Annotated in this window: 14 protein-coding genes and 1 tRNA gene; 3 read left to right on the plus strand and 12 right to left on the minus strand. The window is 68.4% G+C overall.

Features of this window, described 5'->3' with window-relative positions:
• Positions 1-36: 36 nt before the first annotated feature.
• From GobsT_RS33840 to GobsT_RS33875, 8 genes are all read right to left on the minus strand, one after another.
• Complete coding sequence (locus tag GobsT_RS33840; protein ID WP_010042298.1) at positions 37-429, minus strand: hypothetical protein; 393 nt, start codon at positions 427-429, stop codon at positions 37-39.
• Positions 430-607: 178 nt separating this feature from the next.
• Positions 608-1642: a polyprenyl synthetase family protein gene (locus GobsT_RS33845; RefSeq protein ID WP_081471715.1), complete on the minus strand. Its 1035-nt coding sequence runs from the start codon at positions 1640-1642 to the stop codon at positions 608-610.
• 94 nt (positions 1643-1736) lie between these two features.
• Positions 1737-2216 carry a cyclic pyranopterin monophosphate synthase MoaC gene (gene moaC, locus GobsT_RS33850; RefSeq protein ID WP_010042294.1) on the minus strand — a complete coding sequence of 160 codons (480 nt, stop codon included), beginning with the start codon at positions 2214-2216 and terminating at the stop codon, positions 1737-1739.
• A 100-nt stretch (positions 2217-2316) separates the two neighbouring features.
• On the minus strand, positions 2317-3216 hold the full coding sequence (locus GobsT_RS33855) for a hypothetical protein (protein ID WP_010042292.1): 900 nt from the start codon (positions 3214-3216) through the stop codon (positions 2317-2319).
• 30 nt (positions 3217-3246) lie between these two features.
• Positions 3247-3864 carry an ATP-dependent Clp protease proteolytic subunit gene (locus GobsT_RS33860; protein ID WP_010042289.1) on the minus strand — a complete coding sequence of 206 codons (618 nt, stop codon included), beginning with the start codon at positions 3862-3864 and terminating at the stop codon, positions 3247-3249.
• 167 nt (positions 3865-4031) lie between these two features.
• On the minus strand, positions 4032-4658 hold the full coding sequence (locus tag GobsT_RS33865) for an ATP-dependent Clp protease proteolytic subunit (protein WP_010042286.1): 627 nt from the start codon (positions 4656-4658) through the stop codon (positions 4032-4034).
• 115 nt (positions 4659-4773) lie between these two features.
• Positions 4774-6285, minus strand: coding sequence for a trigger factor (tig, locus tag GobsT_RS33870; RefSeq protein ID WP_010042284.1), 1512 nt, complete (start codon positions 6283-6285; stop codon positions 4774-4776).
• 182 nt (positions 6286-6467) lie between these two features.
• Positions 6468-6539, minus strand: a tRNA-Gly gene (locus tag GobsT_RS33875).
• A gap of 142 nt (positions 6540-6681) precedes the next feature.
• Between GobsT_RS33875 and GobsT_RS40200 the strand changes: the two genes are divergently transcribed.
• The gene (locus GobsT_RS40200) at positions 6682-7332 is read left to right on the plus strand and encodes a hypothetical protein (RefSeq protein WP_010042282.1); all 651 of its coding nucleotides are present in this window, start codon (positions 6682-6684) and stop codon (positions 7330-7332) included.
• 14 nt (positions 7333-7346) lie between these two features.
• Positions 7347-7841, plus strand: coding sequence for a Uma2 family endonuclease (locus GobsT_RS33885; RefSeq protein WP_010042280.1), 495 nt, complete (start codon positions 7347-7349; stop codon positions 7839-7841).
• 16 nt (positions 7842-7857) lie between these two features.
• Here GobsT_RS33885 and GobsT_RS33890 read toward each other — a convergent pair whose 3' ends face one another.
• The 3 genes from GobsT_RS33890 to GobsT_RS33900 all read right to left on the minus strand — a co-directional run bounded on the left by GobsT_RS33890 (position 7858) and on the right by GobsT_RS33900 (position 10305).
• Positions 7858-8274 (minus strand): IS5 family transposase, encoded by a 417-nt coding sequence (locus tag GobsT_RS33890; protein ID WP_010042277.1) that lies wholly within the window; start codon positions 8272-8274, stop codon positions 7858-7860.
• A 105-nt stretch (positions 8275-8379) separates the two neighbouring features.
• A complete protein-coding gene (locus GobsT_RS33895) occupies positions 8380-9708 on the minus strand; it encodes a dihydroorotase (protein WP_010042275.1) in 1329 nt (442 codons plus the stop codon).
• Between the two features lie 135 nt (positions 9709-9843).
• Positions 9844-10305, minus strand: coding sequence for a hypothetical protein (locus GobsT_RS33900; protein WP_029600995.1), 462 nt, complete (start codon positions 10303-10305; stop codon positions 9844-9846).
• Positions 10306-10494: 189 nt separating this feature from the next.
• On the opposite strand from GobsT_RS33900, the gene GobsT_RS33905 reads away from it, so the two are divergent.
• Positions 10495-11379 carry a hypothetical protein gene (locus GobsT_RS33905; protein WP_010042273.1) on the plus strand — a complete coding sequence of 295 codons (885 nt, stop codon included), beginning with the start codon at positions 10495-10497 and terminating at the stop codon, positions 11377-11379.
• Between the two features lie 268 nt (positions 11380-11647).
• On the opposite strand, the gene GobsT_RS33910 is transcribed toward GobsT_RS33905, so the two are convergent.
• A complete protein-coding gene (locus tag GobsT_RS33910) occupies positions 11648-13501 on the minus strand; it encodes an ATP-binding protein (protein ID WP_050790368.1) in 1854 nt (617 codons plus the stop codon).
• Between the last annotated feature and the right edge of the window lie 48 nt (positions 13502-13549).

Consider the following 13549-nt stretch of genomic DNA (forward strand, 5'->3'; position numbering starts at 1 on the left):
AGCGTGTCACGCACAACGCTCCGAAAGCGACTGCGGTTATGACACAGGGTGTCGCGTTGGCGCTTCGACCGCTGATTTGGCCAGCACCGAAGCGGGCCGGCCCGGCATGACGGAATCAATCCCGAGCAGGATCGCGAGTGTCGTCAAAATAGAAGGGATTGCGAGAAGACTAATGATCCAAAGAGCGCCACCGTCGCCGATTCCGCGATCAGGTCTGGGCAGCCTCAACGCCAAAACCACGAGAGGGACGACCACGCTGGACAGAACGGCCGCGCCCAAGCACAGCACCGCGAGGCGAAATTCGGACCGGTTGCGGACGCGCTCCGGGGAACCCATCGCGGCCCAAAACATCCCGATGATGAGCGCGCCAGCGACGGGACCGTGCCCGAGAAACCAGACCACACCAACGATGATGATCGTGAACTCCATCGCGTGCCTCTTGTCGTGGCGCCGCTCCGGGGCCAGTCGCTTCTGGCTGGCGTGATTCGAATCTCACCGGAACCGGGGGGGGCCCCCACCGTGAACGTGCCGGATCGCGCTCGAAACCACCGGAATCGGCAATCCACGGACAAAGACGACGCTTCCGCGCAGTCATTCCCACCGCGGCTCATTTTTCGCGGCGGATGCTCCACTCGGTGACGGCTTCCAGGATGGAGCGGGCGTCCCCACGGGGCAGGCACTCCAGCTCTTGCCGCGCGGAGCGGGACAGCTCCTCGGCGCGGCGCTTCGCGTAGGTCACCGACTGCGTCTTCTCCAGGGCTTGCAGCACCCGGGCGCCCAGCCCCTCGCCGCCGGCCCGGATCAGGTCGCGGAGCTTGGCCGCTTCGCCCGCGGGGAGCCGGTTCAGGCAGTGGATGACAGGCAGGGTCAGTTTCTGCTGTTCGAGGTCGGTGCCCAGCGTCTTGCCCGCCGCCTCTTCGGTGCCGGTGAGGTCGAGCAGGTCGTCGGCGATCTGGAACGCAAGCCCGACCGAGCGCCCGTAGCTCGCCATCTTCGCGGCCACCTCTTCCGACGCGCCGGCGTAGAGCGCACCCAGCCGCCCGCAGCACTCGGTGAGGGCCGCCGTCTTGCCGTCGATGACCGCGAAGTAGTCGGCCTCGCTCAGCTCAAGGTTGCCGCGCTCGGTCACCTGGCGCAGCTCGCCGGCGCACACGCGGTTGGTGACCTCGCCGGTGATCTGGCACGCGCGGCCGTCCACGGTGCTGGTGAGGTGGAACGCGTGCGTGAACAGCATGTCGCCGAGCAGGATGCTGACCTTGTTGCCCCACCCGGCGCGGAACGTGGGGGCGTGGCGGCGCACGTCGGCCTCGTCCAGCACGTCGTCGTGAACGAGCGTGGCCGTGTGGATCATCTCCATCGCGGCGGCCAGCGTGTGGTGCGCGGGGGCCACCCCGCCGCACGCCTCCGCGGTGAGCAGCAGCAGCGCGGGGCGGAGCCGCTTGCCGCGGTAGTGCCGGAGGTGTTCGACGAGCGGGCCGAACGGGCCTTTGTGCGGGGCCAGGGTGCGGTCGAAAATGCGTTCCGCTTCGGCGATGTCGCTCGCGATCGGGCCGAACATCAGGGCCGCCTTCAGGCCGTTACGGTACGCGGGGTCGAGCCCCGCGGCGGGTCCGCCGGTCACGGCGGGCGAAACAGTTGCCATTGCGGTCCCCATCACGCGGCCCTCCCGCATTCCGGTGCGTGCCGCAATCCGGAAAGCATACGCCCGCGGTGCCAACCGTCAATTGCCGGGGGAGTTACGACGGGTCGCGGGCGAAGTGCCCGCTGCGCCCCCCGTCCTTCTCCTCCAGGCGGACCGCCTCGACCGTCATACCGCGGTCGGCGGACTTGCACATGTCGTACACCGTCAGGGCTGAGACCGTAACCGCGGTCAGGGCCTCCATTTCAACACCCGTGCGCGCGAAAACGGTCACAACAGCCTCGATCCGCAGCGCATCGGCCGCCGGGAAGCTGAACTCGAGCTTCACCGACGTGAGCGTCAACGGGTGGCACAGCGGGATGAGATCGGCCGTTTTCTTGGCGGCCATGATCCCGGCGAGCCGGGCGACCTCAAGGACGTCGCCCTTCGCCAGCTCCTTGTTGCGGATCAGGGCGAGCGTGGCGGGCTGCATGCGCACCAGGGCCGACGCCCGCGCGACGCGGTGCGTTTCGGCCTTCGCGCCGACGTCCACCATCCGCGAGGCGCCCGAGTCGTCGAAGTGCGAGAGGGTGGTCATGGGTGGGCTTAACGCCGAATCGTGGTTGATACTGGTGTAGCCGGCTCCCCTCGCATAGGTCGGATGCAGGGAGGCACGAACGGTCAGGCTTTGGCTGCGCTCATGGTCTCACCGGCGGAAGCAGCCGGGCGCCGCGTTCTCCGCTCGAAGGCATCGGCGGCGGCAACTCTTCCGTGCCCGCGGGTAATGCGGGCGGCACGCCCGGCGGCGGTGACTCTGGGAGGAGCCGTGTACGCCCGCCGCCCGGGGGGACGGTCATTCGGGGCACGGCGGGGCCGCCCGGCACCGGTTGCGGGTAAGGGAGCACGGCTCCGCCGGGGCCGCGGGGCGGAACCGTGACCCGCACCGTTATGTCGCGATCGGCCTCGAACGCCCGTCCGTCGGCGGTGGTGAGCCGGACCGCCACGCGCACGCGGTCCGAAGACGGGAGCGTTTGCCACGGCACCGCGACGAAGTACCCGGTGCTGATGAGCCCGCTTTTCCAAGTCCCGCGGAGCTTCTCGGCCGAAATTTCCCACGACCCGACCGGGCTCTTGAGGCCCGCGGGCGAAATCTCCCACGCCGCGACCAGCGCCCGGGCAGGCACCTTGATCGCGGAGCCGTCCTCGTCGCGCGGGACGATCACCACCATCAGCCCCTCGTCGCCGGGGGCGCCGTCCTCGTCGATGCCCCCGGTGCCGCGGGCGATGTCGATTTGTTTGATCGGATAGAACGGCCCCCCACGGCCGCTCACCGGCGTTCCGGGCTGCGGTTCCGGGCGCTGGGCGGTTTCGTACGCGCGGAGCAAGTTGCGAGATTGCTCCAGCGCCGCGCGGGTGTCGGCCAACTCGCGCTCGCGGGTGCGGAGTTCGGCCTCGATCAGGTCGTACCGGTTGTTGGACGACTTGCAACCGGTGCCGAGCGAACAGTGGGCGGCGAGGAGTGTGCAGACGAACCACCGGACCGCCCGCCGGCGGTGCCGCAGCGACTGACCCGGCGGTGGTGTGTGGTTCGTCTGCATCCCTGCCTACTGCCCACTGGTCGCGGCCCGCTACTCCGGCGGGCGGGCCGCCGCGAACGCTTCCGCCGGCATCCGTTCCAGCACCTTATCGATCAGGCCGAACTCGCGGGCCTCCTGCGCGGACATGAAGTTGTCGCGGTCGGTGCCCTTGAGGATCTTCTCGACCGGCTGGCCGCAGTGATCGGCCATCAGCTTGTTGAGCGTCTCCTTCGTGCGGAGGAACTCCTTCGCGTGGATCAGGATCTCCTCCGCGGTGCCCTCGCTACCGGCGCTGGGCTGGTGGATCATCACGCGGGCGTGGGGCAGCGCGTACCGCTTCCCCTTGGTGCCCGCGGTCAGCAGCATCGCGCCCATGCTGGCCGCCTGGCCGATGCAGTAAGTCGCCACGTCGCAGGTGATGAACTGCATCGTGTCGTAGATCGCCATGCCCGCGGTGACGCTCCCGCCGGGGCTGTTGATGTACAGGCTGATGTCGCGCTTCGGGTCCTCGAACTGCAGGTACAGCATCTGGGCGACGATCAGGTTCGCCATGTCGTCCTGAACGACGCCCTGCATGAAGATGATCCGGTCCTTCAGCAGCCGGCTGTAGATGTCGTAGGCGCGTTCTTCGCGGCCCCGGCTCTCAACCACGATCGGTACGAGCGGCATGTCAGGCTCTCCGGGCGGGCCGCCGCGGCTCTTATATCGGGCCGGCGGCGCGCGGGTGATTGGGGGTGTATGCGGAATGCGGGGTGCGGGGCGCGGGGCGCGGGCTCAGAACCCGAAGTGCCGCACCGGTCGGTACGGTTTGCCCGCCTTCACTCCCGCACCCCGGGTCACTTCTTGAGTTCGGGGCGGACCAGCACCTCGTCCACCAGCCCGAACGCCTTGGCCTCGTCGGCGTGGTAGTACTTGTCGCGGTCCGTCTCCCGCGCGATGATCTCGACCGGCTGGCCGGTGTGCTTCGCCAGGATCTCGTTCAGCCGGCCCCGCTCGCGCAGGATCTCGTTGGCCTGGATCTCGATGTCCGACACCTGCCCGCCGACCTGCCCGTAGGGCTGGTGGATCATCACCTTCGAGTTGGGCATCGCGTACCGCTTCTTCGGGCTGCCGGCGGCCAGGAGCACCGCCGCCCCGCTGGCCGCGAGGCCCATGCAGAACGTGTTGATCGGCGACTGCATGAACTGCATGGTGTCGTAGATCGCCAGCGTCGCCGACACCGACCCGCCCGGGCTGTTGATGTACAGGCTGATGTCCTCGCTCTTCTTCTCGTACTCGAGGTACAGGAGCTGCTTGATGACGAGGGTGGCGACGTCGTTGTTGATCGGCCAGTTGAGGAAGATGATGCGCTGCTCGAGCAGCAGGTCGTCGAGCGTCAGCGTCCGCTGGCGCGCGTACTGGCCGCGCTGGAGGAGCGGCTCGAACGGGCCGGCCGCGGCCGTCGGGTCGAACGGTGGGAACATGGTTGGCCTTCCGGGCTTACGCCACTTCGCCGCGACCCGGGGCCAGAGAGCGCGGGCACTCCGTCCTGAGTCGCGGCGAACGAGAAAGAGGGTCAGTTACACTGTACGCGTGCGGTCAACTGGCGCTGTCGCCCTTGGCCTCGCCCTCGGCGGGCGCCGGGGCCGGGGCGTCGGGCAGCACCGCCTGCTCCACGGTCGCCACCTCGCCCTGCTGCGCCTCGGAGTTGAGCTCGTAGTCCTCGTAGGTGGCGCTGCCGAGGATCAGGTCGAGCGCCTTCCGCTCGAGCAGGTCGGCCGCGACCGCCTCCATCAGGTCTTCCTTCTCGAGCCGGGCGCGGACCTTGCGCGGGCTCTCGCCCGACTGGTCCGCGATCCGGTCGATCTCGGTGTCGATGTCGTCCTCTTCGATCTCGATCTTCTCGACCTCGGCGATCTTCTGGAGCACGAAGTGCTCCTTGAGCGCCTCGGCGGTGCTCTTCAGCACGTCCTGCTCGAGGATGCGGCTGCGGCCGCGGATCTGCTCGTCGCTCATGCCCGCGTTCCGCATCTCCATGACCTTACGGGCCAGGGTCTTGCGGGCCTGCTTGCGGAGCATGTCCTGCGGCAGCTCCCACGCGGCCGCGGCGGCGATCTGCTGGAGCACCTGCTCGCGGGCCACGCGGCGCTGGGTGTACTCGAGCCGGCGGTTCAGCACCGCCTCGACCAGCTCGGTGAACGCCTCCGGGGTGCTGACCCCGAACGCCGATTCGAGCAGGTCCGACGTGAGCTCCGGCTGCCGGGTGGTCTTCACGTCCTTGACGGTGAACTGCGCCTGCACGGTCTGGCCGCGGAGCTGCTCGGTCGCGGTCTCCTGCGACAGCGTGATGTCGACCACCCGCACGTCGCCGGACTTGGCACCTGCCATCGTCTTGCCGAAGTCGGCCGCGACGCCGTCCGACAGCGCGAGCTGCGGCTCGACCTTGACCTGCACCTCGTCGAGCTTGTTGATCTCCTTGCCCTGGAAGGAGATGGCCACGTCCGCGGAGATGACGTCGTACAGCTCGGCGACGCCCGAGTCCTTCGGCACGATCTGGCCGTACGGGTCGAGCAGCCGCTTCTTCTCGTTCGCGACCTCTTCGGCCGTGTACGTGTGGGTGGGGCGCCGGAGCTTCAGCCCCTTGTACTCGGGCAGGTCGAACTCGGGCCGGACCTCAATGTCGAACTCGTAAACGAACGGCCCCTCCTTGGGGATGTTCACGAGGTTCGGGTCGAACTCGGGCGGGCTGAGCGGCGAGATGGCCTGCTCGTCGGCGAGCTGCTCGAGGCTCGCCATGAGCACCTGCGACTTGATCTCGTCGGCGACGGTGGTGTAGTACCGCTTCTCGATCATCTTGCGCGGGGCCTTGCCCGGGCGGAACCCGCGGACCTGCGGCTCCTCGCTGAGCGTCAGTTCCGTGAACTTCTCGTTGAACCGATCGTCGATGGCCTTGCGGTCCACGGTCACCTTGACGTGCTTTTTGCACGGCCCGATGTCCTTGATCTCGACCGTCTGAACCAGCTTGCCGTTTTCCTCACCAGCTTCTGCGCCGGGCGCTTCCGCGACGGCGGTGGCTTCGGCCGGCGGGGTGGTCTCGTCGTCGTTCGCCATGGGTGTTTCCTCCCTTGATGAAGCCGGGCCGTTCCGTCCGATTACGTCGCCCGTATGTGGAAGTATGTGAAAAAAACGATAAGCCGGGAAGTAGTGGGCTGGCGGGATTGCATACCCGCCGTCGGCCCGCGACTTCCCGGCTTCGTCTTACGCCAAAGTGTACTGGGCGTTACATCGGTCAGAGCGGGTGATGGGACTTGAACCCACGACAACCTCGTTGGCAACGAGGTACTCTACCACTGAGTTACACCCGCACTTCATTCAGCCTGACACACCCATTTTTAGGGCGCGAGGTCGCGGTTTCAAGGGAGAATATTTGGATCGCGTGAGGCGGACAGTCGTGGGCGCAGAAATCACCCAACCCGATTATCCGGACCGCTTATGGGGACCGCTTCAATGACCGAACAGCAGTGGCTCGCGAGTGCCTCGCCGGTGGCGATGCTGCACCACCTCAACGCCGACGGGAACGCTCGCAAGCCGCTGCTTTATGCGATAGCGGTGTGCCTGCGTGAGCCGGAGTTGAAGACGGAAGCACTGCACAGGTGGGTCGAATTGGCCGAACGGTACCTCAGAGGCGGGGTGGAGAACTGCGACCTTGACGACGAGAGCTTCAACGCTGACGCCGAAGCGAACGTTCTCGCTCAATTTAACCAAGGCCAAACGAAAGTGCAGTACGCTGCTATCGCTGACGCTCTGGGTTGCGTCTGGATCACCGCCAATGCCGAGTATGACCTCGACGCCGACGATCCTCCCGTCCCGCTTGAGGAACTCGAGCCGGTGCGCCGGGCCAACGCCGACCTCGTGCGCGACATCTTCGGCAACCCGTTTCGCCCGGTGCGCTTTGCTCCGGGGTGGCGCACCGATACCGCAATCGCGATCGCGCGGCAGATGTACGAATCACGCGACTTCAGCGCGATGCCGGTTCTGGCCGACGCCCTTCAAGACGCCGGGTGTGACTGCGCGGACATACTCGCGCACTGCCGCGATCCGCAACAAGTTCACGTGCGTGGGTGCTGGGTTGCTGACCTCGTACTCGGTTACGAATGAGAGTAGGCTGTTCGGTGGAGGTGAACCATGTCCGCACTCTCGTCCCCGCCGCCGTGGAAGCCGTCCAGCGTGGTGCCGCAGCCGCGCAAGTGACCGTCCAGGAGTTCGACCGGCTCGGGGCGCTCGGGTGCTTCGAGGGCCGGCGGGCGCTCCTCCTCGACGGCGTCATTCTGCAGCAAGGACCGATGGACCCGCCGCACGCGAACGCGCTGGAGGTACTAACGGAAGCCGTTCGTGCGGTTTTCGAGGCCGGTTGGCGGTTCCGGGGCCAAACGCCACTGCACCTCGATCAGTTCAACAACCCGATGCCCGACCTCGCGGTCGTTGCAGGGCGACCAGGGTACAACCAAGGTCACCCAACGGTGGCCGCGCTGGTGGTCGAGGTGTCTGACTCGACGCTGCACACGGACCTGACGGCCAAGGCGGAGTGGTACGCGACCGCCGGAATCGTCGATGGCTCATGTGGCATCCCAGGTGGACTGTGGGCAGCAAGAGCCATGTTGGCCTGAAGTTAGCGCCAGCCATTCACCTCTGACACCTCATGAGACCACCTTTTTTCCCCCCTTCGTACCCCTTGGGGCTGCCGCGGCGGGTCGTCTTGACCGTCTGCGCGTCCACCCGCAGGGTTTCCGGGGGCGGTGGGGCACCGGCCTCGATGCGGACCCCCTCCCGCCGGGTGACGCGAACCTTCTCCCAGGTGCCGCCCAGCCGCCAGTCGCAGAATAACCCGTAAACGGTCTGCCAGGTCGGGACGTCGTGCGGGAGCACCCGCCATGCCCCACCGGCCCGCAGGTGGTAGAAGATGGCGTTGAGCACCTCCCGCCGATCCACGACGACCGGGTGACCGCCTTGGGGCGTGCCGGACTTGGACTTGGGAAGCAGTGGGGCCAGTCGCTCCCACTGCTCATCGGTCAGGTCGGTTGGGTACGGCTTGCGACTCATGCAAACCCTGTACCCAATCCCACATTCCTAAGCGACATCAGTTTCAAAATACACTCTGATATCCTCGGCCCGGCGGACACCTGTCGTGCCTCTCCCGTCACAGCATCACCCCAGGCGTGACATCTTCACCGCGCCGCCGACGATTGTCGCCACCGCGCGGCCGGTCAGCTCGGTCCCGTGGAACGGCGTGTTCAGGCTCTTCGACTTCGACTCGCGCTTGTCGAACGTCCAGCGCACCTTCGGGTCGATCACCGTGACATCAGCCGGGCGGCCGGGTTGCAGCGTGCCGCGCTCTATGCCGAGCACCGCCGCCGGGTTGCAGGTCATCTTCGCCAGCATCTGCGGCCAGCTCAGGTGCCCCGGCTCGATCAGGTGCGTGACGCACAGCGGCAGGAAGGTTTCGAGCCCCAGGATGCCGTTGGGCGCCTGGTCCAGCTCGCGCTCCTTCTTCTCGGGCGCGTGCGGGGCGTGGTCGGTCGCCAGAACCGTCAGCGAGTCGTCCTTCAGGCCCTCGAGGATCGCCTGCCGGTCCGCCTCGGTGCGCAGCGGCGGCGACATCTTGTAGTTGCTGTCGAACGTGCGCAGGCTCTCGTCGGTCAGAATGAAGTGGTGCGGGCACGCCTCGCCGCTGATCCAGAACGACGGCTTCCCCGCCGCCTTGAGTTGCTCCGCCTTCTTGCGGCCCTGGCGGATGAGGTCCACCCCGCCGGCCGTCGAGACGTGCAGGATGTGGACCTTCCCGCCGGTCAGCTCCGCGAGCACGATGTCGCGGTAGATCATGATGTCCTCGGCCACGCCGGGCATCCCGCGCAGCCCGAGCTGCACGCTCACGAGCCCCTCGTTCATCACGCCGCCCTGCGTGAGTTCGAGGATCTCGGCGTGGACCAGCACCGCCTTATCGAACATCTTGCAGTATTCGAGGGCGCGGCGCATGATCTCCGCCGAGTACACCGGCGCGCCGTCGTCGGTGAACGCGACCGCGCCGCCCTCCACCAGCCCGCCCAACTCGGCCAGCTCCTTCCCCGCGCGCTCCTTGGTCACAGCGCCGATCGGGAACACGTTGCAGAACCCGGCCCGCTGCGCCTGATGGATGACGAACTCCACCGACATGCGCGTGTCGAGCGCCGGTTCGGTGTTGGGCATGCACGCCACCGACGTGACCCCGCCCGCGACCGCCGCCGCCGTGCCTGTGGCGATGGTTTCGTCCTCCTCACGCCCGGGCTCGCGCAGGTGGACGTGCATGTCGATGATGCCCGGCGACACGATCAGCCCCGTGCAGTCGAGCGTCTGCTCGTCGCCCAAAAGGCCCGCGGGGCGCGGGCCGGTGCCGGCCACCTTGCCGTCGGCGAGCCAGAGGTCGGTCACCTGATCGAAGTCGCGGGACGGGTCGATGACGCGGCCGTTGCGGAGGCAGAGCGGAGCGGGAGTCGGCATGGGGTCGGAACCTGCGGGGGCGAAGGGTTGGCCGCGGCGCGGCGGAACGCCCGCGGCGCGAGGGCGTGCCGCGGGCGTCGTTTCGGTCAGCGTGCGGATCGGGCAGATTCGAGTTCCTGAACCTGCCGGAACCACTTACCGGCTGCGGAGCCGGCTGAACAGCCCGCGGCGCGACTTGGCCGTCTCTGTGGCCGACGCCTGCACCACAACCGGGTCGGCGGTCGCGACGAAGTTTCCGAGGGTGATCTCGCTCGAGGCGGCGGCTGTGTCGGTCTTCGTGTCCACCTTCGGCTTCGGCATCGGCATCGGGGTCGGCGCCGGGGCGGCGGTCGCCGGGGCCGGGGTGATGACCGTGCCCGGGGGCACAACGGTGGTGCCGGTGACCGGCACGGCGTAGGTCGTGGTGCCGCGGTTGCGGAGCCGGCCGAACAGCCCGCGGCGGGCGGGGGCGGCAGTGGTCACGACCGGTGCGGACTCGACGACCGGTGCGGCGGCGACGGCCGGGGCGGCCGGCGGGGTCGCTGCCGGCTTTTCCTCGGCGACAGTGAAGGGGGCGGCCAGGGCGACCAGGGCGCCGGCGAAGACGAACCGCTTCATGATGCTTCCTCCTGAAACAACCGACCGCCGGACCGCCCGTCGGCCCGGCGACCGAGTCAGTCGACAGTGTAGCGACCGCGGCGGGGCGCGGGAACCTCCGCCGCCGGCACGCGGGTTGCTCTGGTTGCCGCACACCGGCCCCGGCGCGACCGAGGGCGCCCGGGCCACCGCGCTTCCGGAGAAACTGCAATGAGTTCCGCCGTTCCGGGCTACCCCCCGGGGGCCGTCCCCGCCCCACACGCCGAGGCCGCCGCGGCCGCCAAGCCGGACGAAGAGATCCGCCTGTACGGGCACAGCGACCTGTTCTACTGGTGGCCGGTTTGGGCGGTCGCGTTCCTGATGGCGGGCCTGACGTTTCTCGACGGGCACCTGATGGCCGTGGTGCCGCAGGGGACCGAGGTGCGGCAGGTGCAGACGGCGCCGGGCAGCGAGAAGACGCAGGAGGCGCTGGTGGTGCCGGAGAACAAGTCGGTACCGCCCGCCACCGCCACCAGCCCCGACGCGCAGCCGAAGCTGCGGGTGGCCGCAACGAACGCCTACGGCGTGGTGTTCGCGGGGGTGCTGATCCTGGTCATCGCGATCACCAACCTGACGCTGCGCGGGCTGGCCTCGGTGATCGTCATCGCGCTGCTGGTCATCGCGGGGCTGACGATCGCGCTGCTGGGGTGGTGGGACAAGATTCTCATGTGGCTCGGCGGGGTGGACGTGCGGATGAACGCCGGGGGCTACCTGGCGATCGGCATCCCGGTGCTCGTGATGTGGCTGTTCGCGACGTTCATCTACGACCACTACACGTACATCATTGTGGCCCGCGGCCAGATCCGCATCCGGCGCGAGATCGGGGACGGCGAGGTCGCCGTGGACGCCTCGGGGCTGGTGCTGGAGAAGAAGCGCGACGACCTGTTCCGGCACTGGCTGCTGGGGCTGGGCAGCGGCGACCTGCACGTGAAGACGGGCGGCCCGTCGAACCTGGACTTCAACCTGCACAACGTGCTGTTCATCGGCTCGAAGCTGGACCGGGTGCAGAACCTGATTCGCGAGAAGGAGACCTCTCCCCAGATCGCCGGCGCGTAAAGCCGCTCGCCCCTGGGACTGTGGCCGCCGTATTTGTGCGACGGGATTTCAGTGCGGCCCGCTCACTCCGCGAGCGAAGCGGGCAACCGTGGTTTCGCGTTTGACGAGCCGCGACCGCCGGGACGGGGATACACATCCCCGTCCCGGCGGTCGTAGCTCGTTACGGCACGTTAAAAAGCCCCGACCTTGTGCCGGGCAGGCAACACGGGTCATGGCCACGCGACCGCTCGCGGGGCGAGCGGACCACCTTGAAGCCAAGAACCCGGCATCAAACGGCACGCCCCACGCGGGCGAGTTCCAGAATCCGGTCCTCGGAGAGTTGCTCCGTCGGGATCAGGTTCCGCGCCGCCTGGATCGCGCGCACGTCCCCCTCGCGCACCAGCCAAAACTCGCCGACCTTCTGGTCCGCGACCCGATCGGCCGCGCCGGGCTTCGACTGGAGCACCGGTTTCAGCTTTTCGATCGCCACCGGCTGCTTGACCTGTCCCACCAGCCACGTCGTGATCTGGTCCCGGCACTTGTAATCGAAGTCGCCGGGGCTCTGGGTCGCCAGGAACAGGCCGAGGCCGGCGGACCGGGCGCGCCGCAGCAGGCTCTCCATCGGCCCCTTGGTCGCCGGCTTCCCGACCGCCGGGAGGTACGCGTCCGCCTCGTCGAACAGGAACACGGCCTGCAACGCGCCGGGCGCCGGGTGCCGCTGCCGCCACTGGTCGAGCGCCAGCAGCAGTTGGGACACCCAGAAGTCGATCGTAGCCGCGTCCCCGAGCGCGCCGGTGTTGAGCACCGTGAGCCGGGTGCGTCCGGGCGCCGCGAACGCCCCGCGCCCGAGCAGCGCGTCGATGTCGAGCGCTTCCGGGGCCTCGAACAGCCGCCGGTGCCGGGCGCCGAGCGAGTACAGATCCTGCCGGAGCGTCCGGAAGTGTCGCTCCTCGTACTGGCCGTCGAACTCCATGAGGAGCGCATCGTCCTGATCGCTGACGAGCTTCTGCAGCGTGTCCACGGTGACCGCGCGTCCGGCCGCGACCAACACCTCAATGGCCTTTTGCAGGATCACCAGTTTGGGGTCGATGCCGCGGCCCCGGTACCCCATCATCTGGGCCAGTCCGGCGGCGGCGTACTGGGCGTGTTGCTCGCGCTCGCTGGCCGGGGCGGTTGCCAGCCCGGGCGGGGCGATCGAAATGGCCAGCGGGCGCCCCTCGTTCGTCCCGGGCGTGTAGAGCTGAACGTCGATCGCCGCGCGCAGCCGTGCCCGGCGGGCCGCGCGGTCGGCGTCCGGTTCGGGCGCGGCCCACGCGGCGGGGTCGGCGTACTGGGCCAGGTCGCCCTTGCGGTCGAGCAGCACGGCCGGCACCCCGGCCAGGAGCAGTTCTTCAATGATCGCGAGCGCTGCGGTCGTTTTCCCGCTCCCCGACCCGCCGAGGAACGCCGCGTGCCGGCACAGGCTCTTGGGCTCCAGTTCGACGGGCGCCGGGAGCGCGCCGCGGGTGACGGCGAACCGGATCGCTCCCGCCGCCTTCGCCGGCGCCGCGGGCGGCGCGACCGGTGCGGGGACGGCCGCCGGCGGCGCCGCCTTGGCGAGGCCCGCGGGCGGCAGCGGCGGCGCGGGCGGCTGCGGCTTCGGGGCCGCCGCTTCGAGTCGGTCCAGATCGAGCACCCGGCGAAGGGAGGGCAGGTTGGCGAGCGGCCGGACCTGCTGGCGCCAGGCGCCGAACCCGTCCGCCTTCTGGTGCTGTTGGACGAACTGGCGGAACGCGACCATGGCCCGCCAGTCGGCGTTCTCGACGACAACCTTTCGGTGCTTACCGACCGGCGCGCACAGCTTCCCGAGGCGCTTGGCGACTTCGGCTTGTGGCGATTTCGGGAAGTCGGTCGAGCGGACGAACACCGACGGCAACTCGCCGCACTGCTTGACCGTCTCCTCAATCTGGTTCTTCAGCCCGCTACCTTGTGCGCCCCGGTCGCAAATTGCAACAAGCACCTTGTCGGCTGCGTTACCGCTTTGAACCTCAACCTGGACGAACCGGCTGTCCGGGTCCGGGCTGAATACGACTCCGTTCGGCATCTCATTGGACGTGGCCCCGATGGCCCACCCCAGCAGCTCGGCGAGCTTCGTCTCGTCCACGATCGGCGGTTTAACCTTGGGAAGTAGTTCTGCCCACAACTGGCTGAA

It is taken from the genome of Gemmata obscuriglobus (genome assembly GCF_008065095.1).
Taxonomy (GTDB): domain Bacteria; phylum Planctomycetota; class Planctomycetia; order Gemmatales; family Gemmataceae; genus Gemmata; species Gemmata obscuriglobus.

What these genes read in the sequence shown, in the direction of transcription:
- GobsT_RS33840 (WP_010042298.1), bottom strand. Translation starts at nt 429, where the DNA reads ATGGAGTTCACGATCATCATCGTTGGTGTGGTCTGGTTTCTCGGGCAC.
- GobsT_RS33845 (WP_081471715.1), bottom strand. Translation starts at nt 1,642, where the DNA reads ATGGCAACTGTTTCGCCCGCCGTGACCGGCGGACCCGCCGCGGGGCTC.
- moaC (WP_010042294.1), bottom strand. Translation starts at nt 2,216, where the DNA reads ATGACCACCCTCTCGCACTTCGACGACTCGGGCGCCTCGCGGATGGTG.
- GobsT_RS33855 (WP_010042292.1), bottom strand. Translation starts at nt 3,216, where the DNA reads ATGCAGACGAACCACACACCACCGCCGGGTCAGTCGCTGCGGCACCGC.
- GobsT_RS33860 (WP_010042289.1), bottom strand. Translation starts at nt 3,864, where the DNA reads ATGCCGCTCGTACCGATCGTGGTTGAGAGCCGGGGCCGCGAAGAACGC.
- GobsT_RS33865 (WP_010042286.1), bottom strand. Translation starts at nt 4,658, where the DNA reads ATGTTCCCACCGTTCGACCCGACGGCCGCGGCCGGCCCGTTCGAGCCG.
- tig (WP_010042284.1), bottom strand. Translation starts at nt 6,285, where the DNA reads ATGGCGAACGACGACGAGACCACCCCGCCGGCCGAAGCCACCGCCGTC.
- GobsT_RS40200 (WP_010042282.1), top strand. Translation starts at nt 6,682, where the DNA reads ATGACCGAACAGCAGTGGCTCGCGAGTGCCTCGCCGGTGGCGATGCTG.
- GobsT_RS33890 (WP_010042277.1), bottom strand. Translation starts at nt 8,274, where the DNA reads ATGAGTCGCAAGCCGTACCCAACCGACCTGACCGATGAGCAGTGGGAG.
- GobsT_RS33895 (WP_010042275.1), bottom strand. Translation starts at nt 9,708, where the DNA reads ATGCCGACTCCCGCTCCGCTCTGCCTCCGCAACGGCCGCGTCATCGAC.
- GobsT_RS33900 (WP_029600995.1), bottom strand. Translation starts at nt 10,305, where the DNA reads ATGAAGCGGTTCGTCTTCGCCGGCGCCCTGGTCGCCCTGGCCGCCCCC.
- GobsT_RS33905 (WP_010042273.1), top strand. Translation starts at nt 10,495, where the DNA reads ATGAGTTCCGCCGTTCCGGGCTACCCCCCGGGGGCCGTCCCCGCCCCA.